Source organism: Streptomyces sp. bgisy027 (genome assembly GCF_057710365.1).
The window spans coordinates 172,732-198,178 of sequence record NZ_JBYIVZ010000006.1 but is presented as its reverse complement, the minus strand read 5'-3'; the positions used below and the strand labels follow the sequence as shown (position 1 = coordinate 198,178).

Sequence of the window (25,447 nt, the reverse complement as noted above, 5' to 3'; positions counted from 1 at the left end):
GCCGCTTCGGACTTCCTAGCCTTCTGGCACACCGAGTGACCGGAGGTCCCGATGAGCCGAGTGATCCGCGCTGCCCTCTTCCAGACCGCCTGGACCGGCGACAAGGAGTCGATGATCCAGGTCCACGAGCAGGCGGCTCGCGACGCGGCCGCGCAGGGTGCTCAAGTGCTGTGCTTCCAGGAGCTGTTCTACGGGCCCTACTTCTGCCAGGTGCAGGACAAGGCGTTCTACGAGTACGCCGAGCAGATCCCCGAGGGTCCGACCGTGCGGCGCTTCCAGGCGCTCGCCAAGGAGCTGGGCATCGTCCTCGTGCTGCCGATGTACGAGGAGGAGCAGCCGGGCGTCCTGTACAACACCGCCGCCGTGATCGACGCGGACGGCTCCTACCTCGGCAAGTACCGCAAGACCCACATCCCCCAAGTGCAGGGATTCTGGGAGAAGTTCTACTTCCGCCCGGGCAACAGCGGCTGGCCGGTCTTCGAGACCGCGGTCGGGAAGATCGGCGTCTACATCTGCTACGACCGTCACTTCCCGGAGGGCTGGCGGGCGCTGGGCCTGGCCGGCGCCGAGATCGTGTTCAACCCCTCGGCCACCTCGCGCGGACTCTCCCGCTATCTGTGGCAGCTGGAGCAGCCGGCGGCGGCCGTCGCCAACGAGTACTTCGTCGGCGCGATCAACCGGGTCGGCGTGGAGGACCTCGGCGACAACGACTTCTACGGCACCACGTACTTCGTCGACCCGGAGGCCCAGTTCGTCGGCGAGGTGGCGAGCGACAAGGAGACCGAACTCGTCGTCCGCGACCTGGACCTGGCCAAGCTCCGCGAGGTCCGCGACCGCTGGCAGTTCTACCGGGACCGGGAGCCGGGGACGTACGGCCCGCTGACGGCACCGTAAAAACGCCGGCAGCGCAGCCGACTCAGGGGCGCGGGGAACTGCGCGACCAGCCACGAACGACCCGCACGCGACCACGAGGGAGAGGACCCATGACCGGCCGAACAGTAATCCGCGGCGGCCTCGTCATCACCGCATCCGACGAGCTGCACGCCGACGTCCTGATCGAGGACGGCCGTATCGCCGCCCTCGCCGCCGCCGGAACGTCCGCCGCCGAGGCATGGACGGCCGAGCGGACCATCGACGCCACCGGGAAGTACGTCATCCCGGGCGGCGTCGACGTCCACACCCACATGGAGCTGCCGTTCGGCGGCACCTTCGCCTCCGACACCTTCGAGACCGGCACCCGGGCCGCCGCCTGGGGCGGCACGACCACGATCGTCGACTTCGCCGTGCAGAGCGTGGGCCGCTCCCTGCGCGAGGGCCTCGACGCCTGGCACGCCAAGGCCGAGGGCAACTGCGCCATCGACTACGGCTTCCACATGATCGTCTCCGACGTGAACGAGGACACGCTCAAGGAGCTGGACCTGCTGGTCGAGGAGGGCGTGACCAGCTTCAAGCAGTTCATGGCCTACCCGGGGGTCTTCTACTCCGACGACGGCCAGATCCTGCGCGCCATGCAGCGCTCCGCCGAGAACGGCGGACTGATCATGATGCACGCCGAGAACGGCATCGCGATCGACGTGCTGGTGGAGCAGGCACTCGCCCGGGGCGAGACGGACCCGCGCTACCACGGCGAGGTGCGCAAGGCACTGCTGGAGGCCGAGGCCACCCACCGGGCGATCAGGCTCGCGCAGGTCGCCGGCGCTCCGCTGTACGTCGTGCACGTCTCGGCCATGGAGGCGGTGGCCGAGCTGACTAGGGCGCGCGACGAGGGCCTGAACGTCTTCGGCGAGACCTGCCCGCAGTATCTGTTCCTGTCCACCGACAACCTCGCCGAGCCGGACTTCGAGGGCGCGAAGTACGTCTGCTCGACGCCGCTGCGGCCGCGCGAGCACCAGGCGCAGCTGTGGAAGGGCCTCAGGACGAACGACCTCCAGGTCGTCTCCACCGACCACTGCCCCTTCTGCTTCGTCGGCCAGAAGGAACTCGGCCGGGGCGACTTCTCCAAGATCCCCAATGGCATGCCGGGCATCGAGAACCGCATGGACCTGCTCCACCAGGCCGTCGTCGAGGGCCGCATCACGCGCCGCCGCTGGATCGAGATCGCCTGCGCGTCCCCGGCCCGCATGTTCGGCATGTACCCGAAGAAGGGCACCATCGCGCCGGGCGCCGACGCGGACGTCGTGATCTACGACCCGCAGGCCACCCAGATCATGTCCGCCGAGACGCACCACATGAACGTCGACTACTCGGCCTACGAGGGCAGGCGGACCACCGGCCGGGTCGAGACGGTCCTCTCGCGCGGCGAACTCGTCATCACCGAGCGGGAGTACACCGGTCACGCCGGGCACGGTGTCTACACGCCCCGCTCCACCTGCCAGTACCTCAACTAGGAGCGGAGCACATGGACTTCGGACTCGTCCTGCAGACCGACCCGCCCGCCTCGCGGGTCGTCAGCCTGATGAAACGCGCCGAGCGCAGCGGGTTCACCTACGGCTGGACCTTCGACTCGGCCGTGCTGTGGCAGGAGCCGTTCGTCATCTACAGCCAGATCCTGGCCAACACGCAGAACCTGACCGTCGGGCCCATGGTGACCAACCCGGGCACCCGCACCTGGGAGGTCACCGCCTCCACCTTCGCCACCCTCAACGACATGTTCGGCAACCGCACGGTCTGCGGCATCGGCCGCGGCGACTCGGCCATGCGCGTCGCCGGCCGCAAGCCCAACACCCTGGCCCGGATCAGCGAGGCCATGAAGGTCATCCGGGCGCTCGGCAGCGGCCGTGAGGCCGATCTCGGCGGCGGTACGGTCGTCAGGTTCCCGTGGATCAAGCCCGGCGCCGAACTCCCCGTGTGGATGGCGGCGTACGGCCCGAAGGCCCTGAAGATGACCGGCGAGGAGGCCGACGGGTTCATCCTGCAGCTCGCCGACCTCTATCTGACCGAGTACATGGTCAAGGCCGTGAAGGACGCGGCCGGCGCGGCCGGCCGCGACCCGTCCGAGGTGAGGATCTGCGTGGCGGCCCCGGCGTACGTCACCGAGGACGACTCGCCCGAGAAGCTCGCCCACGCCCGTGAGCAGTGCCGCTGGTTCGGCGGGATGGTCGGCAACCACGTGGCCGACCTGGTGTCGAAGTACGGCGAGCACTCAGCGGCCGTACCCGACGAACTCACCGACTACATCAAGGCCCGTGAGGGCTACGACTACTCCCACCACGGGCGTGCCGACAACCCGGACACCGCGTTCGTGCCCGACGAGATCGTCGACCGGTTCTGCCTCATCGGCCCGGTCGAGAAGCACATCGAGAAGCTGAACGCCCTGCGCGAGCTGGGTGTCGACCAGTTCGCCGTCTACGACATGCACGACGCGCAGGAAGCGGTGATCGACGCGTACGGCTCGTCGGTCATCCCCGCGGTCAACTCCTGACGCCGCTGGGCGAGTTCACACAGCACCACACCGCTCCACCGACCCCCCACCCCTTGTCTCCCTCCCCACCGGTCCCGGCCTCCCCGCCGTCCCGGGGAGGGGAGGGGTGGCGGGGCCCGGGCAGGGGTGGGCCCGCCCGCACTCGCGGCACCGCACCCACTCCTTCCCGTCGCCCCGCCGGCCCCCGCACGGCCTCTCCCGTTCCCGTCCAAGATCGATTGGCCTGCTCATGACCAATACAGTCCCCAAGGGGTCGCCCATATCCCGGTCCGCCGACACCGGCGGCCGGATCGAGCTCGCCCCGGAGGCGTACCCCGCCGACAGCCCCTTCGCCAACGAGGACCTGCGTCCCGTCCCGGTCGCCGAGCGCAAGTGGACGACGTACAACTTCGCCGCCCTGTGGATCTCGATGGCCCACTGCATCCCCAGCTGGACCCTGGCCTCCGGCCTGGTCGCGCTCGGCATGGACTGGAAGCAGGCCGTCTTCACCATCGCGCTGGCCAACGTCATCGTGCTGCTGCCGATGCTGGCCACCGGGCATGCCGGGCCCAAGTACGGCATACCCTTCCCGGTCCTTGCGCGGGCCTCCTTCGGGCTGCGCGGCGCCAACATCCCGGCGATGATCCGGGCGGCCGTGGCCTGCGGCTGGTTCGGCATCCAGACCTGGATCGGCGGCAGCGGCATCTTCGCGCTCGGCTCCAGGCTCACCGGGGGCCACTGGGAGAATGCCGGCAAGATCGCGGGCAACCCCTGGCCGCTGTGGCTCTGCTTCATCCTGTTCTGGGCCGTGCAGATCGCCATCATCTACCGCGGCATGGACTTCCTGCGGCACTTCGAGAACTGGGCCGCGCCCTTCGTGATCGTCGGCGCGCTGGTCCTGCTGGTCTGGATCGCGGTCAAGGCGGACGGGTTCGGCGCGTTGCTCGACCAGCCCTCGAAGCTCGGCTGGGGCGCCGACTTCTGGCCGGTCTTCTTCCCGTCCCTGATGGGAATGATCGGCTTCTGGGCGACGCTCTCCCTCAACATCCCCGACTTCACCCGCTTCGGCGCCAGCCAGCGGGCGCAGACCTGGGGGCAGTCCCTCGGCCTGCCGACGACCATGACGCTCTTCGCGATCCTCGCCGTCCTGGTCACCTCCGGCTCCGAGGTCGTCTACGGCGAGGCCATCTGGGACCCGGTCGCCCTGGCCGCCAAGGCCGACAACGCCTTCGGCCTGCTCTTCGCCCTCATCGTGGTGCTGGTCGCCACGGTCTCCGTGAACATCGCGGCGAACGTGGTCTCCCCGGCGTACGACCTGGCGAACCTGGCACCGAAGCTCATCAACTTCCGTACGGGCGCGCTGATCACCGGTGTCGTCGGCGTCCTGATCTTCCCGTGGAAGCTGATCTCCACCCCGGAGTTCTACATCTTCACCTGGCTCGGCGTGGTCGGCGGCCTGCTCGGCACGGTCGCGGGCATCCTGATCGCCGACTACTGGATCGTCCGCCGTACGGTCCTGCACCTGGCCGACCTGTACACGCCCGGTGGGCGCTACTGGTACTCCTCGGGCTGGAACTGGCGGGCCGTCGCGGCCTTCGTCGTGGGCGGCGTCCTCGCGGTCGGCGGCTCGTACTCGGGTGTGGGCGCGGACGGCTCGAAGACCGGACCGTTCCCGGCCGACGGAGTGATCCCGTTCCTCAAGCCGCTCGCCGACTACGGCTGGGCGGTGGGTCTGGGCACCTCGCTGGTGCTGTACGTGGTGCTGATGGGCGGCCGCAAGGAACGCGCGGACGCCTGAGAAGGCAGCCGGGGAGGACGGTCAGCCCTTCTGACCGTCCTCCAGGGCGGCGACCGCCTCCTTGGCCGCCTTGATCGCGCCCTTGTTGATGTCGTCGGTGCCGGGCGCCTTCTTCGACTCGAAGTCGCTGCCGCTGTAGGTGATGGAGACCAGCGCGTTGGACGCGCGGACCAGCACCGTGCCCTCGCGGGTCTGCTGTCCGTCGTCGGTGCTGAGGTTCACCACGGAGTAGCCCGCGTCGCCGATCCCGGGCACGGTGCCCCCGCCGCTCTTGTCCGCGACGCGCCCCTTGTAGGACTCCTCGGCCGCCTCGTCCGACGCCGTGATCTCGAAGGACACGTCCAGCCAGCGGTACTCGTAGCCCTTGAGCGCGTTCCACGAGCAGGTGCGGCGCAGCTTGGAGTCGGAGGACGGAATCTCCTTGCCGCCCGTCTTGGCGCCGGGCACGAGGTCCTTTATCGACTTCGAGCCCAGGCTGCCGCAGGGCGAGGGAGCGGCGGCGTACGTCTTCGACGCAGCCGCCGTCGCGGGGGCCGAGGGCGAGTCCTCGTCCGTCTTCTGCGTCGCCGTCCGTTCCTCGGCGGCCGGCGTCGCGGCGGGTGAGGACGACAGCGCCCAGCCCGCGGCGGCGAGCACGACGACGGGCGACAGTCGTGCGGTGAGAGCAAGCGGCAAGGGAAGACAACGCACGGCGCACTTCTCGTGGGGGACGGTGCGGAAGCAGTCCGCACTGCGGACGGGACGCCAGTGTCACATGACTGACTGTGAGGCGGAAGGGTCAACTCGCTCCGTGCCGACGCCATTACGGACGGGTCTCGATTACGTGGTGCCCTGGGTCAATTACAGAGCCTCTTGGGTGATTTGGGCGGAAAAGGCGCTTTCGATGCGGTCCACGGCGATGAAGGCGCCGTAGGCGACGAGATGCACCAGACAGTGGTCGGTGTGCTCCGGCCCGCGCCACGCGGCCACGTCCTCGTCGGTGATGCGGTACGGCGCCAGCGCGGCCAGCAGCGCCAGCCGCGCACCGGGACGCTCCCGGCGGTCCGGGACCCCGTCCAGGGCGAGCGGCGGATGTGTGCCGTCCCAGTCCTGGAGGGCCGCCTCCACGAGGTCGTGGTCCTCGGCGCCGAGCAGGCCCGCGCCGCTCATGGCCGCCCTGAGCAGCGACGCGTACGCGACACCGACGGGCGTGCCACGCGCCCACGCGGGCGCCTCACCGGCGTCGATGTCGTCGAGCAGCGCCAGCGACTGGCCGGGGCGGGCGGTGCGGCGCACGGTCCGGGACAGCGCGCGGCCCGCGACGCTCCGTACCGCCCGGAAGCGCTGGGCGCCCGCCGGGAGCAGGTTCTCGGTCAGCAGGGCCGACGCGATCCGGTTGATGAAGTGGAAGGTGAGCGCGGTGCCGAGATAGGCGGGGGCGTGCTCGCGCGGGAAGGGGTACGGCTCCAGGTCGGCGCCGGGTACGCGCGTGTCCTGCCCCCAGGAGAGCAGGCGCGCGTGCTCCTCGTTCTGCGGCATGTCCCCGCGGGCCACCCGCTCGGCGAGCGCATGGTCCCCGGTGGCGTGCAGCAGCACGGTGTGCGCGTCCACGCAGAAGGGGCACCTGTTGGCGAGCGACACCCCGAGCGCCACCAGCTCCTTGCCGGTCCGGCTGCCCGGACCGGCGATGAGCGACTCGCGCATCAACGCCCAGGCAGGGGCGAGGAGTTCGGGTGCGGAGGACAGGACCACGAAGGTGGAGGGCTCGGAGATGCCGAAGTCGAGGGCGATCTGCGCGTAGACCTCGGCGACGGTGCCGGCGGCCGAGGCGGGCGGCAGGGGCTCGGTGTGACGGAAGGGTGTGGACATGGGCAGTAGCCTGCGCCGCCGGGGCCGTGCGGGTCGTCGTACCGGCGAACGGAGTCCGGGCTGCGCCGGCGGGGCGGGCCGATGTGCCGCACTACCGCGCCGGGAGTAGTCCAGGAGCCGTCCACAGGGCTGACGTCGCTGCCGGTGGCGCGGTCTAGTGTGCGGGCATGAGCGGGCAACGCAGCACACGCGAGCGGTTCGCCGACGCGACCGTCGCGGTCGTGGTCGGCGCGATCACCGTGCTCGCCGCCGTGGCGGACGACCGTGCCGGGCCCGTCGACTGGGTACTGATCGCGGCCGGTTCACTGACCCTGGCCGCACACCGCACCGCCCCGCGCGCGGTGCTCGCGATCACCACCGCCTGCCTGCTCGCCGACGTCGTCCACGCCGGACCCGCCGGCAGCCTCGCCCTCCCCGTCGTGGGCGCGGTGCACACCGCCGCCCGGACCGGGCACCGGGGCACGGCGGCCGCGGCGGCCGGCGTCTTCCTCGCCGGTTACGTCACGGTGGGCTCGGCGACCTCGGACGTGGTACGCGAGGCACTGCTCCTCGCCGGATGGTTCCTGTGCGCCGTCGTGACCGGCCTCGCCGACCGCAACTGGCAGGCGTACCTGCGCCAGACCGAGCAGCGCGCGCTGGAGGCCGAACGCACCCGCGAGGAAGCGGCGCTGCGCAGGGCGGGCGAGGAACGCCTGCGCATCGCAAGGGAGTTGCACGACTCCCTCACCCACAGCATCTCCATCGTCAAGCTTCAGGCCGGGGTCGCCGTGCACCTCGCCCGCAAGCGCGGCGAGGACGTGCCGCCCGCCCTGCTCGCCATCCAGGAGGCGAGCGGCGAAGCCATGCGCGAACTGCGCGCCACGCTGGAGGTGCTGCGCACCGACGAGCCGACCGGCACGCCCGCGCTGCTCGTGGAACGGGCGCGGGCCGCCGGGCTCGCGGTCGACCTGACCGTGACCGGCGACGAGCGGCCGCTCGCGGCGACCGTCGACCGGGCCATGTACCGCATCGTCCAGGAAGCGCTCACCAACGCGGCCCGGCACGCGGGCCCGGCCAAGGTGAGCGTCCAGCTCACCTACACGAAAGGCGACTTGACGATAGGTGTCGAGGACGACGGCACCGCCGACCCGTCCCGTCCCCCCACCGCCGGCATCGGCCTCACCGGTATGCGCGAGCGCGTCGCGGCTCTCGGCGGCACACTGGAGGCCGCCCCGCGCGCGGAGGGCGGATTCGCGGTGCGGGCGCGGCTGCCGCTGGGGGAGACGGGATGACGGACGACGTGATCAGGGTGGCCCTCGTCGACGACCAGGCACTGATGCGGGCGGGCTTCCGGGCCCTGCTGGACGCCGAGGACGGCATCGAGGTCGTCGGCGAGGCGGGCGACGGCGCGCGTGGCCTCGCGCTGATCCGCGCCCAGGTCCCCGACATCGCGCTGATCGACGTACAGATGCCGGTGATGACGGGCATCGAGGCGACCCGCCGCATCGCCGCGGACCCCGCCCTCGCCGCCGTGCGCGTGGTGATCCTCACCAACTACGGTCACGACGAGTACGTCTTCGAGGCGCTGCGGGCCGGCGCGAGCGGCTTCCTGCTGAAGGACACCGAACCGGCCGACCTGCTCCAGGCGATCGAGGTGGTGGCCCGCGGCGAGGCGCTGCTGTCCCCGGCCGTCACCCGCACCCTCATCGGCGAGTTCGTCGCCCGCCCTCCCGACCGGGCCACGGCACCCGGTCTGGAGTGCCTGACCCGGCGCGAGCGGGAGGTCACGGCGCTGGCGGCGCGCGGGCTCACCAACGAGGAGATCGCCGCGCACATGGTGATCAGCCCGTTCACGGCGAAGACCCACATCAGCAGGGCGATGACCAAACTGGGGGCGCGGGACCGGGCCCAACTCGTCGTGTTCGCCTACGAGTCGGGGCTGGTCGCGCCGCGCAGTCCCGACAGCCCGGTGGGCTGATCGCGCTCGCCCCCGAACGCCGCGAGGATGCGCTCGGCGGCCAGCGTCGCCGTCAACTCGCCGTCCCTGACCTGCTGTTCGAGGCCCGGCGCGACCTCCCGCACCGACGGGTCCGCATGGAGCCGGCCCAGCAGCTCGTCGCGGACCATGGTCCAGGTCCAGTCGACCTGCTGCTCGCGCCGCTTGGCGGCGAGCCGACCGGTGGAGTCGAGCAGCGTGCGGTGCTGTTCGAGCCGGTCCCAGACGGTGTCCAGGCCGATCGACTCTCGCCCGCTGCAGTGCAGGACGGGCGGTGTCCAGACGGCGTCCCTGCCGTGCATCAGCCGCAGGGCACCCGCCAGCTCCCGGGCCGCGGCACGCGCGTCGCGCTCGTGCGGGCCGTCGGCCTTGTTGACGGCGAGCACGTCGGCCAGTTCCAGGACGCCCTTCTTGATGCCCTGGAGCTGGTCGCCGGTACGGGCCAGTGTCAGCAGCAGGAAGGAGTCGACCATGTTCGCGACCGCGGTCTCCGACTGGCCGACGCCGACCGTCTCGACCAGGACGACGTCGTAGCCGGCCGCCTCCATCACCACGATCGACTCCCGGGTGGCCTTGGCCACGCCGCCCAGCGTGCCGGCCGTGGGGGAGGGACGGATGAAGGCCGCCGGGTCCACCGCCAGCCGCTCCATCCGGGTCTTGTCACCCAGGATCGACCCGCCCGTCCGGCTGGACGACGGATCGACGGCCAGCACCGCGACCCGGTACCCGAGCCCCGTGAGCATGGTCCCGAACGCGTCGATGAACGTCGACTTCCCGACCCCAGGCACCCCGCTCACACCGATCCGGCGCGCCTTGCCGCTGTGCGGCAGCAGCTCGGTGAGCAACCGCTGCGCCAGCACCCGGTGCTGCGACCGGGTCGACTCGACGAGCGTGATGGCGCGCGCGACGATCGCACGCTTCCCGTCGAGCACGCCCTTCACATACGCGTCGAGATCGATCACAGCTCGTGCCCGAGGTCGGCCCCCAGCCGCCGTACGAGGTCGTACGCGGCGTCCGGGATCACCGTCCCGGGCGGGAAGACCGCCGCCGCACCCATCTCAAGGAGCGTCGGCACGTCCTGCGGCGGGATCACCCCGCCGACCACGATCATGATGTCCTCGCGGCCCTCCTCGGCCAGCGCCTCCTTCAGCGCCGGTACGAGGGTGAGGTGACCGGCCGCCAGCGACGACACCCCGACGATGTGCACGTCGGCCTCGACGGCCTGGCGGGCCACCTCGGCGGGCGTCTGGAACAGCGGGCCGACGTCGACGTCGAAGCCGAGGTCGGCGAACGCGGTCGCGATCACCTTCTGGCCGCGGTCGTGGCCGTCCTGGCCCATCTTGGCGACCAGGATGCGCGGACGGCGCCCCTCGGCCTCCTCGAAGTCGGACACGAGGGTGCGGGTGCGGTCCACGGACGGCGACTCGCCGGCTTCGTTGCGGTACACGCCGGTGATCGTACGGATCTGGCTCGCGTGCCGCCCGTACACCTTCTCCAGGGCGTCCGAGATCTCCCCGACGGTGGCCTTCGCGCGGGCCGCGTTCACCGCCAGCTCCAGCAGGTTGCCCTCGCCGTCGGCGGCCCGGGTGAGCGCCTCCAGCGCGTCCTGGCAGACCCGCTCGTCGCGCTCCGCCCGCAGCCGCCGCAGCTTCTCGATCTGCTGGGCGCGCACGGAGGAGTTGTCGACCTTGAGCACCTCGATCTGCTCGTCGCTGTCGACGCGATACTTGTTGACGCCGATGACGGGCTGGCGTCCGGAGTCGATCCGGGCCTGGGTGCGGGCCGCGGCCTCCTCGATGCGCAGCTTGGGGATGCCGGCGTCGATCGCCTTGGCCATGCCGCCCGCCGCCTCGACCTCCTGGATGTGCTGCCAGGCACGCCGGGCGAGGTCGTACGTCAGCTTCTCCACGTACGCGCTGCCGCCCCACGGGTCGATGACCCGGGTCGTGCCCGACTCCTGCTGGATCAGCAGCTGGGTGTTGCGCGCGATACGGGCCGAGAAGTCGGTGGGCAGCGCGAGCGCCTCGTCGAGGGCGTTGGTGTGCAGCGACTGCGTGTGGCCCTGCGTCGCCGCCATCGCCTCGACGCACGTGCGCGTGACGTTGTTGAACACGTCCTGCGCGGTCAGCGACCAGCCCGAGGTCTGCGAATGGGTGCGCAGGGACAGGGACTTGGTGTTCTTCGGGTCGAACTGCTTCACCAGCTTCGCCCACAGCAGGCGCGCCGCCCGCAGCTTGGCGACCTCCATGAAGAAGTTCATGCCGATCGCCCAGAAGAACGAAAGGCGCGGCGCGAACGCGTCCACGTCCAGGCCCGCTTCACGGCCCGCGCGGATGTACTCGACGCCGTCCGCGAGCGTGTACGCCAGCTCCAGGTCGGCCGTCGCACCGGCCTCCTGGATGTGGTAGCCGGAGATGGAGATGGAGTTGTAGCGCGGCATCCGCTGCGAGGTGAAGGCGAAGATGTCGGAGATGATCCGCATCGACGGCTTCGGCGGATAGATGTAGGTGTTGCGGACCATGAACTCCTTGAGGATGTCGTTCTGGATGGTCCCGGCCAACTTCTCGGGCGCGACGCCCTGTTCCTCCGCCGCCACGATGTAGAGCGCCAGCACCGGCAGCACGGCACCGTTCATCGTCATCGACACGGTCATCCGGTCCAGCGGGATGCCGTCGAAGAGCTGACGCATGTCGTAGATCGAGTCGATGGCGACCCCCGCCATGCCGACGTCGCCCGTCACCCGCGGGTGGTCGCTGTCGTAACCCCGGTGCGTGGGCAGGTCGAAGGCGACCGACAGGCCCTTCTGGCCGGCCGCGAGATTGCGCCGGTAGAACGCGTTGGACTCCTCGGCGGTGGAGAAGCCCGCGTACTGGCGGATCGTCCAGGGCTGGTTGACGTACATCGTCGGGTACGGGCCGCGCAGATACGGCGCCATGCCCGGGTACGTGCCGAGGAAGTCCAGGCCCTCCAGGTCACGGCCGGTGTACAGCGGCTTGACCGCGATGCCTTCCGGGGTCTCCCAGTAGGCTCCGTCGTTCCCGGCCGCCTTCCGCCACTCGTCGACGCCGGCGTCGGTCCTCGGCTCCCCGAGCTCGATCCCGGAGAAGTCGGGGATTCCCATCAGGACACTCCCATGCGGTCGAGGGTGGCGGACAGCACGGCGACGGCGTCACAGCCGGCGAAGACGTACGAGTCGACACCGGGGTGGTCCCCCGGCCGCCCAGCGAGGAACACGTGCGAGGCGCCGGCGCCCTTCAGCTGCCCGGTCACCGCCTCCGCCTGCTCCTCGTACACCGCGTCGCTGGAGCACAGGCACACCTCGGTGGCGCCGCTCTCGGCGAAGGTGCCCCCGGTGACGGGCTCGATGCCGCCCGCCTGGAACAGGTTCGAGGCGAAGGTGAGGCGCGCGGTGTGCGCGGCGGCCGGGCCGAGCGCGGCCAGGAAGATCCGCGGCCGGGAGCCGGTCGCGGCCAGGTGGGCGTCGGAGCGGGCGCGCAGCGCCTCGTACGCCTCGTCGCGCCGGACGCGGGGCAGTCCGCCGGAGCGGGGCTCGGGGGCGGGCTCGCGCTCCACGGGCTGCTCGGCGAGGTTCGGGAACTCGCTCACTCCGGTGACCGGCTCGCGGCGCTTGGCGAGCCTGCCGGTGCGGGCCTCCCAGGTGGCGGCGAGGTCCTCGCCCAGCTGCCCGGAGCGCAGCGCGGCCGCCTGGCCGCCGGTCCGCTCGATGCGCTGGAAGAACTCCCAGCCCGCCTCGGCCAGTTCGTCGGTGAGCCGCTCCACGTACCAGGAGCCGCCCGCCGGGTCGATCACCCGGGCCAGGTGGGACTCCTCGATGAGGATGGTCGAGGTGTTGCGGGCGATACGCCGCGCGAACGCGTCCGGCAGGCCGAGCGCGTGGTCGAAGGGCAGCACCGTCACGGACTCGGCGCCGCCGACGCCGGCGGCCAGCGTGGCGACCGTCGTGCGCAGCATGTTCACCCAGGGGTCGCGGCGCGACATCATCACCGGCGAGGTCACGGCGTGCTGCACCTGCGCGCTCGACGCCCCGCACACCTCCGTCACCCGCGCCCACAGCCGGCGCGCGGCGCGCAGCTTGGCGATCGTCAGGAACTGGTCGGCGGTCGCGGCGTAGCGGAACTCCAGCTGCGCGGCGGCCTGTTCGACCGTTAGCCCGGCCTCGTCGAGCTCCCGCAGATACGCGACGCCGGTCGCCAGCGAGGCGCCCAGCTCCTGCGCCGCCGAGCCACCGGCCTCGTGGTACGGCAGCGCGTCCACGGTCAGCGCCCGCACCCCCGGGTACTCCTCGGCGCACAGCCGCGCCAGCGCGGCAGCGGCGGCGAACTCGGAGGACTTTCCGGTACGGGCCTCGTGGCCCAGCGGGTCCGCGCCGAGGTTGCCGCGCGCCGCCTCCTTGGCGACGCCCCGCTCCTCGTACAGCCGCAGCAGCTCGCGCGCGGCGGGCTCCACCTCGGTGCCCGCGTCGAGGACGACGGGGGCCAGGTCGAGGTAGACGCCGTCCAGCGCGCGGCCGAGTTCCGTCACCGGGATGCCGCCCTCGCCGAGGACCAGCCAGAGCGAGGTGACGCCGTTCTCCAGGTCCGCGAGCACCACACCGTCCGTGAGGGCCGTGTGCCGCTGCCGGACGTCCCAGCCGCCGGCCGTGCTGCCCTCGGCGCGACCGCCGCGGACGAACGGGGCGAACCCGGGCAGGCCGGCATCGGGCGCGGCGTCACGCGCGCTGTACAGAGGGCGGGTGCGCAACCCGTCCTCCAGGGCAGTGGACAGGGCGTCTGCCGCGGCCGGGCCCGAGACGTCCTTGCCCGACTTGCGCAGCACACCTTCCACCAGGTGTTGCCACTGCTCATGGGTTGCGTCAGGGAACTCGGCGGCCAGCGAGAGCCCGTCGTCAGGCAGGACCGTCATGCTCGGATGCTAGGTCAGATCGACAAAGGAGCAGCAGTGGGCAGGGCTGTGACCTTGCCCTCTCCCACATTGTGACCTGCGTCTCCGCGCCCTTCCCGGTGGTCGGGGAAGGGGCGTTCCGCGGCTTTCGTCTCAGGCAAAGGTTCGGTCAGAGCAAGGTCCCACGAGCCCGCCTGCCATTGGTCATGTCCTGGTCGAGGAGTACGGTCAGGACGATATCGACGACGGCACGACGGAAGCCGGTGGGAATCCGGCACGGTCGCGCCACTGTATGCCGCCCTCCTCGCGGGGGTGGTGAGTCAGACCCGTGGCCGTCGTCATGTGCACCACCGAGATGGGACGCGAACTCCCGAAGGAGCCCTGCCATGGCACAGCATGTCGCCCAGCCGACCGCCGACCCCACCGCTCTCCCCGCCAAACTGCCGATCGGCACGATCGTCCCGTGGGCGGTCTTCTTCGGCATCCTGATGCTGGTCCTGCTGTACTTCGTCGGCGCCGAGCAGGGCGCCACCTCCGTCGTCTCCGGCGCGGACGTCCACGAGTGGGTGCACGACGCCCGCCACCTGCTCGGCTTCCCCTGCCACTGACGCCGGGGAGCCAGGCCCTCATGAACTCCGCAACCGTACGAAATCTGCTCGTGCGAGGCATGCTCGCCGGCCTCGGCGCGGGCGTCCTCGCGCTGATCGTGGCCTACGTCCTCGGTGAGCCGAGCGTCGACAAGGCGATCGGCTTCGAGGAGGCCCACGCCGCCGGGCACGAGCACGAGGCCGAACTCGTCTCCCGCAGCCTCCAGTCCACCGCCGGCCTCGCCACCGGTGTCCTGATCTACGGCGTCTCCTTCGGCGGCATCGCCGCTCTCGCCTACTGCTTCGCCCTCGGCCGCGTCGGCCGTTTCTCCCCGCGGGCCACCGCGCTGCTGCTGTCCGGCTGCGCGCTGCTCGCCGTCTACATCGTGCCGTTCCTGAAGTACCCGGCCAACCCGCCCGCCGTCGGCGACCCCGACACCATCGGCAGGCGGACCACCCTGTACTTCCTGATGATGGTGCTCAGCGTCCTCCTTGCGGTGGCCGCGACCATCCTGGGCAAGCGACTCGCCCCGAGACTGGGCAATTGGTACGCCACCGTCGTCGCCCTGGCCGCGTTGGCCCTGGTGACCGGCCTGGCGTTCGCGTTCCTGCCGGTCGTCAACGAGGTTCCCGCCGACTTCCCGGCCACCGTGCTGTGGCGGTTCCGGCTGTCCGCGCTGGCCATGCAGGTCACGCTGTGGGCGGGCTTCGGGCTGCTCTTCGGCGAGCTGGCCGAGCGGCTGCTGAACCCCCGGCCGGCCGCCGCGGCACGGGCCTCGGCGGCGGCCGCGCCCAGCTGACCGGTACGCGCTCACGCACGAGGGCCCGCGGAACCGTCCGGGGGCCCTCTCGCGTTCCCCGGGCACCGAGTCGACCGGACAGACAGGGCAAGCCGTGACCCCGGTGGCCGTCACCGGTCGGCGTCGGGTGCGGCGAGGGGCCGCCCCAGCCGCAGGTTCCAGCGCCCGCTCCGCCCACTGAGCTCCGTCGCCGTCAGCGGGGCGACGTCGAGCCGCCAGAAGGCCGCCTCGGGCATCCCGAGCGCGTGCACGACAGCCGCGCGCACGACCTCCGGCTCGACCACGGCGAACGTACGGCCGTCCAGGTCCCGGGCGTCCGTCAGCCACCGGGCGATCCGGCCGCAGAACTCCCGCACCGACTCACCCCCGTGCGGCGCGCAGTCCGGGTCCGTGAGCCAGCGGCCCACCGACTCCGGCTCGGCGGCACTCACCTCGTCGAGCGGGCGGCCCCGCCAGCGGCTCACGTCCGGCCCCGCCAGTTCCGGGACCGCCGGGCCGTGCAGACCGAGCGCCTCGGCGGTCTCCCGGCAGCGCAGGCTCGGCGAGGTGAGCACCCGGGCGGCCGGCGGCAGGGCGCCTGCGGCCGCGTGTGCCTGTGCCGTGCCGGTGTCGTCGAGCGGGGTCCGGCCGTCGTCGAAGCGGGCCCGGCGCAGGGCTGCGTTCATCGCGGGTGGGATGAAGGTGACGCGGCTGGTCACGTGGTCGCTCCTCGGGCCGGGGTCATGACGTGCTCCTGGCTGCCCGGGTGCCCTCACCGCTTCCGCGGCGAGGGCACCCGGCCGGTCGGCCGGGTCAGGACGGGGACAGCTCGCCCCGTACCGTACGGGCCGCTGCCACCAGGTTCTCCAGCGAGGCCCGGGTCTCCGGCCAGCCGCGGGTCTTCAGACCGCAGTCGGGGTTGACCCACAGCCGTTCGGCGGGGATCGCCTTCAGGCCGGTGCGGAGCAGTTCGGCGGCCTCCCGCGCGCTCGGCACCCGCGGGGAATGGATGTCGTAGACACCCGGACCGGCCTCGCGCGGGTAGCCGTGGGCCGCGAGTTCACGGGCCACCTGCATGTGCGAGCGGGCGGCCTCCAGGCTGATGACGTCCGCGTCGAGGTCGTCGATGGCCTGGACGACGTCGCCGAACTCTGCGTAGCACATGTGGGTGTGGATCTGGGTGTCCGGCCGGACCCCGCCGGTGGTGAGCCGGAACGCCTCCGTGGCCCAGGCGAGATACCCGGCGCGGTCGGCGGCACGCAGCGGCAGGGTCTCCCGCAGTGCCGGTTCGTCGACCTGGATGACGGAGGCGCCGCCCGCCTCCAGGTCGGTCACCTCGTCGCGCAGGGCGAGGGCGACCTGGCGGGCTGTCTCGCCGAGCGGCTGGTCGTCGCGGACGAAGGACCAGGCGAGCATGGTGACCGGCCCCGTGAGCATGCCCTTGACCGGGCGAGCCGTGAGGGACTGGGCGTACGCCGTCCAGCGCACCGTCATCGGCTCGGGCCGGGAGATGTCGCCGGCCAGGATCGGCGGGCGGACGCAGCGGGTGCCGTAGGACTGCACCCAGCCGTGCTGTGTGGCGAGGTACCCGGTGAGCTGCTCGGCGAAGTACTGGACCATGTCGTTGCGTTCGGGCTCGCCGTGCACCAGCACGTCGATGCCGGTCTTCTCCTGGAAGGCGACGACCTCCTGGATCTCGGTCCTGACGCGGTCCTCGTAGGCGGCCGTGCCGATCCGGCCGGCCCGCAGGTCCGCGCGTGCGGAGCGCAGTTCGCCGGTCTGCGGGAACGAGCCGACGGTGGTCGTCGGCAGCAACGGCAGCCTGAGATGGGCGCGTTGGGCCGCGGCCCGTTCGGCGTACGGCTGCGAGCGGCGGGAGTCCTCGGCGGTGACGGCCGCGGCACGGGACCGTACGGCCGCGTCGCGGGTGATCGGGGAGCCGGCGCGGGAGGCCAGGTCGGCCCGGTTCGCGGCGAGTTCGGCGGTGATCGCGCCGGTGCCCTGGGCGAGGCCCCTGGCGAGGGTGACGACCTCGGCGGTCTTCTGCCGGGCGAAGGCCAGCCAGCGCCGGATCTGCGGCTCGATGTCGCGCTCGGCCGCCGCGTCCAGCGGCACGTGCAGCAGGGAGCACGAGGCCGCGACGTCGACCCGGTCAGCGAGGCCCAGCAGGGTGCCGAGCGTGGCGAGCGACGCCGACAGATCGTTGACCCAGACGTTGCGGCCGTTGACGACACCGGCGACCAGCCGCCTGCCGGGCAGTCCGCCGACCGCGGCCAGCGCCTGGAGGTTGGCGCCCGCGGCCTCGGTGAAGTCGAGCGCCAGCCCCTCGACCGGCGCCTTCGCCAGCACGGGCAGCGCCTTGCCGAGCCGGTCGAAGTAGGAGGCGACCAGCAGCTTCGGCCGGTCCGTGCCCGCGCCGAGGTCACGGTAGGCGCGCCCGGCGGCGTTCAGCTCGGCCGGGGTGCGGTCCTGGACGAGCGCAGGCTCGTCCAGCTGGACCCACTCGGCGCCCGCCGCGCGCAGGTCGGCCAGGATCCGCGCGTACACCGGCAGCAGCCGGTCCAGCAGGGTGAGCGGCTCGAAGTCCGCGGCGACACCGGGCGCCGGCTTGGCGAGCAGGAGGTAGGTGACCGGGCCGACGAGGACGGGCCGGGCGGTCAGGCCCAGCGCCAGGGCCTCCCTGAGCTCGGCGACCTGCTTGGCCGAGTCCGCCGTGAAGACCGTGTCCGGGCCCAACTCCGGTACGAGGTAGTGGTAGTTGGTGTCGAACCACTTCGTCATCTCCAGCGGCGCGACGTCCTGCGTGCCGCGGGCCATGGCGAAGTAGCCGTCCAGGGCGTCGGTCTCGACGGCGACGCGATGCCGCTCGGGGATCGCGCCGAGGGCGACGCTGGTGTCCAGGACGTGGTCGTAGTACGAGAAGTCGCCGGTGGGCACCTCGTGGATGCCGGCGTCGGCGAGGCGGCGCCAGTTGGCCCGGCGCAGTTCGGCGGCGGTGGCTCGGAGGGCGTCGGCGGTGACGCGGCCCTTCCAGTAGCCCTCGATCGCCTTCTTCAGTTCCCGGTCCGGGCCCTGACGGGGGTAGCCGTACACGGTGGCCCGTGCTGCCGCGGCTGTGGGCTTGGTGGTCACGGAGATCTCCTTCGCGAGACGATTCCCTGAGATCCCGGCGACGGGACGAGAGTGCGAAGGGGTGACGGACCGGACGGCAGCGGCCGCAGGGCCGTCCGCTCGGTCATGTACGCCGACCCGCCCTCGAGGTCACCGGGATGTCCGCGCACGAGTGGTTCGCGCGCGGGCAGTTGGCAGGTCTTCGGACTCGCGGGCACGTCCTCATCTCCTGAGGACTCCTAATGGCCGTCGCTTCCCAGGCCCGGTACGTCGGGCTCAGTGCTCATGACGGCGGTCGTTCCCGCTCACCGCTGCGGGGCAGTCCCGGATTTCCACCGGGTTCCCTCTTACGACACCCCGCCTGGCGGACGGGGCGAACCAGCTGCACGGATCAGCCTACCCGGCCGTACGTGTGGAACCCCCGCCCGCTCCTGCGGCCCAGCAGCCCCGCCTCGACCATCCGCAGCGGCAACGGGGGAGGGGCATACAGGGGCTCCTTGAACGCGTCGTAGAGGGACCCCCGGCGGGCCGCGCCGCTCCTCGGGCGGACCCTGCGCGTCGACGAGAACACCAGCACGTTCGTGCCGTACCCCGTGACCGGGCGCACGACCTGAGCGGCATGCGGAGTTGATAGCCTCGGCGGGCCAGTCGAGCCACAACCGAGGCCAGGGAATCCGGTGCGAATCCGGAACTGACGCGCAGCGGTGAGGGGGACGGGCGGGGCACGCGCCACTGGGAGACCGGGAAGGCGCCCCGACCGGACGAACCCGAGTCCGAAGACCTGCTGGCACCTTCACGCCCCCGGGCGGGGAGGACGTCCGTAGGCCAGGCTCCGCGTACGAGCCCCGACACCCGAGGCATGCCCGTGCTCCCCTCCCGCCCCGCGCCCACCGACCCTCCGGCACCCACCGCCGCCGCACCCGCACCGTGCCGTGTCGTCGTCTGCCGGGACTGCTGCTGCGGCACCCCGAAGGTGACCGGGGTCGACCACGCGCGGCAGACCGCTCGCCTCGCCGACAACGTGCCCGTGCGCGTCTCCGGCTGCCTCGACGTGTGCGAGCACGCCAACGTGATCGTCGTCCAGCCGTCCGCAGCCGCCCGCGCGGCCGGCGCCCGCCCGGTCTGGCTCGGCCTCGTGAACGACCCCGAGGCCACCGAGGACGTCATCACCTGGGTCAGGGCCGGCGGCCCCGGCGTCGCGCCCTGCCCTGACGTCCTCGACCTCTACACCTTCACACCGCCCCGGCGGGCCGGGGACGCCGGAAGGTTGAACCCCGAACAGTGAGTGCCTGAAGATCGGAAGGACCGATCCGCGCGACAGCGAGGTGACAGACCCGATGTTCACCACCCGTCCCACCCTCCAGGGCACCTTCGGCATGGTGTCCTCCACGCACTGGCTCGCCTCGCAGTCCGCGATGGCGGTGCTGGAGCGCGGGGGCAACGCGTACGACGCCGCGGTGGCGGGCGCGTTCGTGCTGCACGTGGTCGAGCCGCACCTGAACGGTCCGGCCGGCGAGGTGCCGATCCTTCTCGCCCCGGCGGGCGGCGAGGTACGGGTGCTGTGCGGGCAGGGTCCGGCGCCGGCCGGGGCGACCGTCGCGCACTACCGGGGACTCGGACTGGAACTGGTGCCGGGGACCGGGCCGCTGGCCGCCGCCGTGCCCGGCGCCTTCGACGCCTGGATGCTGCTGCTGCGGGACCACGGGACCCAGCCCCTTGCGGAGGTGCTGCGGTACGCCATCGGGTACGCCGAACACGGGCACGCGCCCGTGGAGCGGGTCGGCGAGACGGTGGAGACCGTGCGGGAGCTGTTCGAGACGGAGTGGCTCTCCTCGGCCGAGGTGTATCTGCCGGGCGGCCGGGCGCCCCGCCCCGGGGAGCCGTTCCGCAATCCCGCCCTCGCCGCCACCTGGAAGCGGCTGCTCGACGAGGTGTCGGGCGCAGGCGACCGGATCGCCCAGATCGAGGCCGCGCGCGAGGTGTGGCGGTCCGGATTCATCGCCGAGGCCCTGGTACGGCAGGCCGGCCGCCCGACCGTGGACACCAGCGGCGAGCGGCACTCCGGCACGCTCACGGCCGCCGACCTCGCCGGCTGGTCCGCGACCTACGAGGCGCCGGCGACGTACGACTGGAACGGCTGGACCGTGTGCAAGGCCGGCCCCTGGAGCCAGGGCCCCGTCCTCCTCCAGCAGCTCGCGCTGCTCCCGCCCGAGCTGCCGCGGTACGGGTCCGCCGAGTACGTCCACCTGCTGATCGAGGGCTGCAAGCTGGCCATGGCCGACCGGGAGGCCTGGTACGGCGACGCGGCCGAGGTGCCGCTGGCCGACCTGCTGTCGGACGAGTACAACGCCGACCGGCGGGAGCTGATCGGCGAGAAGGCGTCCCACGAGATGCGGCCCGGCAGCCCGGGCGGCCGCACCCCGCGACTGTCCGCGCACGCGCGCGTGGCGGCCGACGTCCGGCCCGCCTCCGACGCGCCGGGCGCGGGGGAACCGACCGTCGCCAAGCGCCCCACGTCCCCGGTGCCGGGGGAGCCCGATGTCGCCGCCGACGGCGGGACCCGGGGCGACACCTGCCACCTCGACATCGTCGACCGCTGGGGCAACATGATCGCGGCGACCCCCAGCGGCGGCTGGCTCCAGTCCAACCCCCTCGTGCCCGAGCTGGGTTTCCCGCTCGGCACGCGGCTCCAGATGACCTGGTTGGAGGAGGGCCTGCCGAACTCCCTGACGCCGGGCCGGCGGCCCCGCACCACCCTCACGCCCTCGATCGCCCTGCGCGACGGGGTGCCCGTCATGGCCTTCGGCACACCCGGCGGGGACCAGCAGGACCAGTGGCAGCTGCACTTCCTCCTCGCCGTCGCCCTGCGCGGCCCGGTCCGCGGCGGTCTCGACCTCCAGGGCGCGATCGACGCCCCGAACTGGCACAACGACAGCTTCCCCGGCTCCTTCCACCCGCGCGGGATGCGACCGGGGAGCGTCACCGTGGAGTCCCGGACGGACGCCGCGGTGGTGGAGGAGCTGCGGCGGCGCGGTCACGAGGTGACCGTCGGTGACGCCTGGTCGGAGGGCCGGCTGTGCGTGGTGGCACGGGACCCGGAGACCGGCGTCCTGTCGGCCGCGGCGAATCCGCGCGGCATGCAGGGATACGCGGTCGGGCGCTGAGGAAACGCCGCCCCCGGGCTTCCGACCTGCTGATACCGGCCCCTCATGTTCACGTCGATGCCATCCGCCGGCCACCCGGCGGGCAGGGACTGTCAGAGGGTCGTGTTCTTATTGACGCGTGATCGAATACAACGAAACCATCGAAGAGTTTCTCGCACAGCACTCGGCCGACGTGGAGGAAGCGGTCCGCAAGGCGGCCGCGGCCGAGATCATGCCCCGCTTCCGGCAGCTCGCCGAGCACGAGATCGACCAGAAGAGCGGACCGCACGACCTGGTCACCGACGCCGACCGGCTCGCCGAGCGGTTCCTCACCGGAGCCCTCAGCGCGCTCCTGCCCGGCTCGGTCGTGGTCGGCGAGGAGGCCGTGCACGCCGACCCGGCGTCGTACGAGGCGATACGCGGCGACGCGCCGGTCTGGATCATCGACCCCGTCGACGGCACCCGCCAGTTCGTGAACGGCGACACCGGCTTCTGCACGCTGGTCGCGCTCGCCCGGCACGGCGTCCTGCTCGCCTCCTGGACCTACGCCCCGGCCCGCGACCAACTCGCCACGGCGGTACGTGGCCGGGGCGCCCACCTCGACGGCGTACGGCTGCGGTCCGGCGCGCCGGAACCCGGCCGTGACCTCGAAATCGCCACGTCCCACCCGGACTACACGACCGATGACCAAAAGCGCGGCCTGCTCGGTTTGTGGACCGACGGCGTCGCACCGCGCTCCTGCGGATCGGCCGGCCTGGAGTATCTGGCCGTCGCACGGGGCGAGTTGGACGCGACCGCGTTCAGCTGGGAGGCCGCCTGGGACCACGCCGCGGGCATCCTCCTGGTCGAGGAGGCGGGCGGCGCCCACCTGACCCGCACGGGCGAGCCGTTCCGGATCACCGGCGGCAACGCACTGCCGTTCACGGCGGCGCGGGACGCGGCCACGGCCCGTCGGGTGGCGGGACTGCTGTCCGGCGGGGTGCGCTGACCCCCAGGGCGAAGCCGCCCGCGCCCTGCGCCGTCAGTGCCCCGGCATATCCTGATCCTTCAAGGCCGTCGGCTGACGAAGGAGTCCGAAGGTGCCGTCGATGCTCGATGCGGTCGTGGTGGGAGCGGGGCCGAACGGACTGACCGCTGCCGTGGAGCTGGCCCGCCGCGGCTTCTCCGTGGCCGTGTTCGAGGCACGCGACACCGTCGGCGGAGGCGCCCGTACGGAGGAGCTGACCCTCCCCGGCTTCCGTCACGACCCGTGCTCCGCCGCGCACCCCCTCGGCATCAACTCACCCGTGTTCCGGACCATGCCCCTGGACCGCTACGGCCTGGAGTGGCTGCACCCCGACCTGCCGATGGCGCACCCCTTCGCCGACGGCACCGCCGCCGTGCTGTCCCGGTCCGTCGCCGAGACCGCGGCTTCCTTCGGCCCGCGCGACGCGGGACCGTACCGCAGGCTCGTCGAACCGTTCCTGCCCAAGTGGGACACCCTGGCCCGCGACTTCATGTCCCTGCCGCTCACCGCGCTGCCCCGCGACCCGGTCACCCTCGCCCGGTTCGGCCTGGTCGGGCTGCCGCCGTCCACGTGGCTGATGCGGCGCTTCAGGGACGAGCAGGTCAAGACCCTCTTCTCCGGTCTCGTCGCGCACGTCATGGCCCCCCTCGGCGGCTTCGCCACCGGCGCCATCGGCTTGGTCTTCGCCCTCGCCGCGCACGCCCGCGGCTGGCCCCTTGCCCGCGGCGGCTCGCAGTCCATCTCCGACGCGCTCACCGCGTACCTGGAGGACCTCGGCGGCAGCGTCCACACCGACTACGAGGTCAAGCGGCTCGACGACCTGCCGCCCGCGCGCGCGTACGTCTTCGACACCTCGCCCACCGCCCTGGCCCGCATCGCCGGCCTCGGCAACTACTACGAGGGCTATCGCTACGGCCCCGGCGTCTTCAAGATCGACTACGCGCTGGACGGCCCGGTGCCGTGGACCGCGCCGGAGGCCCGCCGCGCCGGCACCGTGCAGATCGGCGGGAACAGCGCGGAGATCGACGCCGCCCTGCGCGCCGCGTCCCGGCAGGGCCGGGCACCCGACAAGCCGTTCATGATCACCGTGCAGCCCGGTGTCGTCGACCCTTCCCGCGCCCCCGAGGGCAAGCAGGTCTTCTGGGCGTACGGACACGTCCCGAACGGCTGGACCGGCGACCTCACGGACGCCATCGAGCGCCAACTGGAGCGCTTCGCCCCGGGATTCCGCGACCGCGTCCTCGCCCGTGCGACGGCCGGCCCCGCCGAACTCGCCGCGCGCAACGCCAACTACGTCGGCGGCGACATCGGCTCCGGTGCCGCGTCCGGACTCCAGCTTCTGCTGCGCCCCAAGCTGTCGCTGTTCCCCTACACCACCCCGCACCCGGCGGTCTTCATCTGCTCGTCGGCGACCCCGCCCGGACCGGGGGTGCACGGCATGTCGGGGCACAACGCGGCCAAGGCGGTGTGGCGGCGGCTGCGGCAGGAGTCCTGACGCCGCCCAAACGACTTACCTTTACCGGTAGTTGAGGTCGCAGGGTAAGGAAAACCTGTGTCTTCTTTGTCACTTCGCTTACCGGGGGGTAGGTGGCTGGATGCTCAACGGCCGCGAGTAGGGTGCGGCCATGAAAGATCGGAAAGCGGTTGTCCGCTGTCGATCCCGGTCTGCCGTGCGCCTCTCCGACCTCGCCCTGCTCGTCAGAGCGCCGGCCGCGCTGAGTGTCCCCGGTGACGTGATCGCGGGAGCGGTCGCCGCCGGACGGCCGCTGGGGGCCCGTACCTTCGGAGTGATCGGTTCCTCCGTCTGTCTGTACTGGGCCGGCATGGCCCTCAACGACTACGCCGACGCGGCCGTCGACGGCGTCGAACGTCCCGATCGGCCGGTGCCTTCCGGGCGCGTCCCGCGCCGCGCCGCTCTCGCCGTGGCCGGTGGGCTGACGGCGGTGGGGCTGGGTCTCGCGGCGGTTGCGGGTGGCCGCCGCAGTGTCTGCGCCGCGCTTCCGTTGGCCGGGCTGGTCTGGGCGTACGACCTGAAGCTGAAGTCCACGGGGGCGGGCGGCGCCGCGATGGCGGGGGCCCGGATGCTGGATGTTCTGGCCGGGGCGGTCGTGCCGGGGGCCGGTGCCGCGTCGGTGGGTACCGCGTTGCGGCGTGCGGCTGTGCCTGCGGTGGTGGTCGGTGCGCATACCGGGACGTTGATGGCGTTGAGCCGGCACGAGATCGGTGGGGCGCCGGTGCGGGTTCCGGTTCGGACGTTGGGTGTGTCGGTGGCGACCGTGCTCGGTGTGGTCGGGCCGGTTGTGCTGGGAGGGTTCGGGGGTGCCGGGACCGGGCGGGTTTCGTCTGCGGCGCCGTCGGGGCTGGTCGCGCAGTTCCCCGCGCCCCTCAAGGGCGTTGCCGGCACCGCCCGCTTCAGGGAACTCTGCGCCGCCGCGCCCGAAGGGCTGCGCGTCGCCGCCTCTGAGAGGCTCGGTGCGTCAGCCTCCGCAGGCATGCGTGCTTCAGTCTCAGAAGGCATGCGTGGCTCGGCCTCCGCAGGTATCCGCGCTTCGGCCTCCGCAGGCATGCGCACCTCACTCTCCGCAGGCATCCGCGCTTCGGCCTCCGAAGGGCTGCGGGTCGCCTCCTCCGGAAAGTTTCGGGCCGCTGTCACCACCGGTGCCGCTCTCGCCTATCTCGGGGCGTACGGGACCGCGCAGATCCGGGCCGTGCGAGAGCCCTCGGCCGACAACGTGCAGCGGGCCGTCGGGGCGGGGATCCTCGGGCTGATGCCTCTTCAGGCGGCGTTGATCGCGCGGGGCGGCGCACCCCGTGCCGCCGCTGCCCTCGGCATCGTCCATCCCCTCGCGCGACGGCTGGCACGGCGTATATCCCCCACCTGAGACCCACCCACCTCCG

20 protein-coding genes, 1 pseudogene and 2 riboswitches are annotated in these 25,447 nt (G+C 72.2%); of the genes and pseudogenes, 13 read left to right on the top strand and 8 right to left on the bottom strand.

What is annotated here, in order from left to right:
* Positions 1–51 precede the first annotated feature (51 nt).
* From AC3ETA_RS08840 to AC3ETA_RS08825, 4 genes are all read left to right on the top strand, one after another.
* The gene (locus AC3ETA_RS08840) at positions 52–894 is read left to right on the top strand and encodes a nitrilase-related carbon-nitrogen hydrolase (protein ID WP_432192247.1); all 843 of its coding nucleotides are present in this window, start codon (positions 52–54) and stop codon (positions 892–894) included.
* 89 nt (positions 895–983) lie between these two features.
* Positions 984–2,387, top strand: a complete 1,404-nt coding sequence (gene hydA / locus AC3ETA_RS08835; RefSeq protein ID WP_346185308.1) for a dihydropyrimidinase — start codon at positions 984–986, stop codon at positions 2,385–2,387.
* Between the two features lie 11 nt (positions 2,388–2,398).
* Entirely contained in the window at positions 2,399–3,421 is a 1,023-nt protein-coding gene (locus AC3ETA_RS08830) for a TIGR03842 family LLM class F420-dependent oxidoreductase (RefSeq protein WP_432192246.1), read from the top strand.
* Positions 3,422–3,650: 229 nt separating this feature from the next.
* Positions 3,651–5,198 (top strand): NCS1 family nucleobase:cation symporter-1, encoded by a 1,548-nt coding sequence (locus tag AC3ETA_RS08825; RefSeq protein WP_432192245.1) that lies wholly within the window; start codon positions 3,651–3,653, stop codon positions 5,196–5,198.
* A 21-nt stretch (positions 5,199–5,219) separates the two neighbouring features.
* Here AC3ETA_RS08825 and AC3ETA_RS08820 read toward each other — a convergent pair whose 3' ends face one another.
* The gene (locus tag AC3ETA_RS08820) at positions 5,220–5,888 is read right to left on the bottom strand and encodes a hypothetical protein (RefSeq protein ID WP_432192244.1); all 669 of its coding nucleotides are present in this window, start codon (positions 5,886–5,888) and stop codon (positions 5,220–5,222) included.
* A 150-nt stretch (positions 5,889–6,038) separates the two neighbouring features.
* Positions 6,039–7,046, bottom strand: a complete 1,008-nt coding sequence (locus AC3ETA_RS08815; RefSeq protein WP_432192243.1) for a carboxymuconolactone decarboxylase family protein — start codon at positions 7,044–7,046, stop codon at positions 6,039–6,041.
* A gap of 167 nt (positions 7,047–7,213) precedes the next feature.
* Between AC3ETA_RS08815 and AC3ETA_RS08810 the strand changes: the two genes are divergently transcribed.
* Both AC3ETA_RS08810 and AC3ETA_RS08805 read left to right on the top strand, forming a co-directional pair.
* The gene (locus tag AC3ETA_RS08810) at positions 7,214–8,317 is read left to right on the top strand and encodes a sensor histidine kinase (protein ID WP_432192242.1); all 1,104 of its coding nucleotides are present in this window, start codon (positions 7,214–7,216) and stop codon (positions 8,315–8,317) included.
* A complete protein-coding gene (locus AC3ETA_RS08805; RefSeq protein WP_432192241.1) occupies positions 8,314–9,003 on the top strand; it encodes a response regulator in 690 nt (229 codons plus the stop codon). The genes AC3ETA_RS08810 and AC3ETA_RS08805 overlap by 4 nt, the downstream gene beginning before the upstream one ends.
* On the opposite strand, the gene meaB is transcribed toward AC3ETA_RS08805, so the two are convergent.
* The 3 genes from meaB to AC3ETA_RS08790 are packed head-to-tail and all read right to left on the bottom strand — an operon-like array spanning position 8,952 to position 13,944.
* Positions 8,952–9,983 (bottom strand): methylmalonyl Co-A mutase-associated GTPase MeaB, encoded by a 1,032-nt coding sequence (meaB, locus tag AC3ETA_RS08800; protein ID WP_432192240.1) that lies wholly within the window; start codon positions 9,981–9,983, stop codon positions 8,952–8,954. The two genes, AC3ETA_RS08805 and meaB, sit on opposite strands and share 52 nt — an antisense overlap.
* Positions 9,980–12,142, bottom strand: coding sequence for a methylmalonyl-CoA mutase (scpA, locus tag AC3ETA_RS08795; RefSeq protein ID WP_432192239.1), 2,163 nt, complete (start codon positions 12,140–12,142; stop codon positions 9,980–9,982). Before scpA ends, meaB begins: the two co-directional genes overlap by 4 nt.
* Positions 12,142–13,944 carry a methylmalonyl-CoA mutase family protein gene (locus AC3ETA_RS08790; protein ID WP_432192238.1) on the bottom strand — a complete coding sequence of 601 codons (1,803 nt, stop codon included), beginning with the start codon at positions 13,942–13,944 and terminating at the stop codon, positions 12,142–12,144. The genes scpA and AC3ETA_RS08790 overlap by 1 nt, the downstream gene beginning before the upstream one ends.
* Positions 13,945–14,309: 365 nt before the next feature.
* On the opposite strand from AC3ETA_RS08790, the gene AC3ETA_RS08785 reads away from it, so the two are divergent.
* Positions 14,310–14,531, top strand: a complete 222-nt coding sequence (locus tag AC3ETA_RS08785; RefSeq protein WP_432192237.1) for a CbtB domain-containing protein — start codon at positions 14,310–14,312, stop codon at positions 14,529–14,531.
* Positions 14,532–14,551: 20 nt separating this feature from the next.
* Entirely contained in the window at positions 14,552–15,310 is a 759-nt protein-coding gene (locus AC3ETA_RS08780) for a CbtA family protein (RefSeq protein ID WP_432192236.1), read from the top strand.
* 110 nt (positions 15,311–15,420) lie between these two features.
* Here the strand turns inward: AC3ETA_RS08780 and AC3ETA_RS08775 are convergent, their stop codons facing one another.
* The 3 genes and pseudogenes from AC3ETA_RS08775 to AC3ETA_RS08765 all read right to left on the bottom strand — a co-directional run.
* Positions 15,421–16,008 (bottom strand): histidine phosphatase family protein, encoded by a 588-nt coding sequence (locus AC3ETA_RS08775; protein ID WP_432192235.1) that lies wholly within the window; start codon positions 16,006–16,008, stop codon positions 15,421–15,423.
* Positions 16,009–16,102: 94 nt separating this feature from the next.
* The gene (metE, locus tag AC3ETA_RS08770) at positions 16,103–18,421 is read right to left on the bottom strand and encodes a 5-methyltetrahydropteroyltriglutamate--homocysteine S-methyltransferase (RefSeq protein WP_432192234.1); all 2,319 of its coding nucleotides are present in this window, start codon (positions 18,419–18,421) and stop codon (positions 16,103–16,105) included.
* A 155-nt stretch (positions 18,422–18,576) separates the two neighbouring features.
* Positions 18,577–18,798: riboswitch (cobalamin riboswitch) on the bottom strand.
* Positions 18,792–18,917, bottom strand: a pseudogene (locus tag AC3ETA_RS08765) (3-hydroxyacyl-CoA dehydrogenase family protein); the annotation flags it as partial. It overlaps the preceding riboswitch by 7 nt.
* 111 nt (positions 18,918–19,028) lie before the next feature.
* Positions 19,029–19,203, top strand: a riboswitch (cobalamin riboswitch).
* Positions 19,204–19,259: 56 nt separating this feature from the next.
* Here AC3ETA_RS08765 and AC3ETA_RS08760 point away from each other — a divergent pair.
* From AC3ETA_RS08760 to AC3ETA_RS08740, 5 genes are all read left to right on the top strand, one after another.
* Complete coding sequence (locus AC3ETA_RS08760) at positions 19,260–19,685, top strand: (2Fe-2S) ferredoxin domain-containing protein (RefSeq protein ID WP_432192233.1); 426 nt, start codon at positions 19,260–19,262, stop codon at positions 19,683–19,685.
* A gap of 52 nt (positions 19,686–19,737) precedes the next feature.
* Positions 19,738–21,564 carry a gamma-glutamyltransferase family protein gene (locus AC3ETA_RS08755; protein ID WP_432192232.1) on the top strand — a complete coding sequence of 609 codons (1,827 nt, stop codon included), beginning with the start codon at positions 19,738–19,740 and terminating at the stop codon, positions 21,562–21,564.
* Positions 21,565–21,682: 118 nt separating this feature from the next.
* The gene (locus tag AC3ETA_RS08750) at positions 21,683–22,531 is read left to right on the top strand and encodes an inositol monophosphatase family protein (protein ID WP_432192231.1); all 849 of its coding nucleotides are present in this window, start codon (positions 21,683–21,685) and stop codon (positions 22,529–22,531) included.
* Positions 22,532–22,631: 100 nt separating this feature from the next.
* Positions 22,632–24,044, top strand: coding sequence for a phytoene desaturase family protein (locus AC3ETA_RS08745; protein WP_432192230.1), 1,413 nt, complete (start codon positions 22,632–22,634; stop codon positions 24,042–24,044).
* A gap of 130 nt (positions 24,045–24,174) precedes the next feature.
* Entirely contained in the window at positions 24,175–25,431 is a 1,257-nt protein-coding gene (locus tag AC3ETA_RS08740; RefSeq protein WP_432192229.1) for a UbiA family prenyltransferase, read from the top strand.
* Positions 25,432–25,447 lie beyond the last annotated feature (16 nt).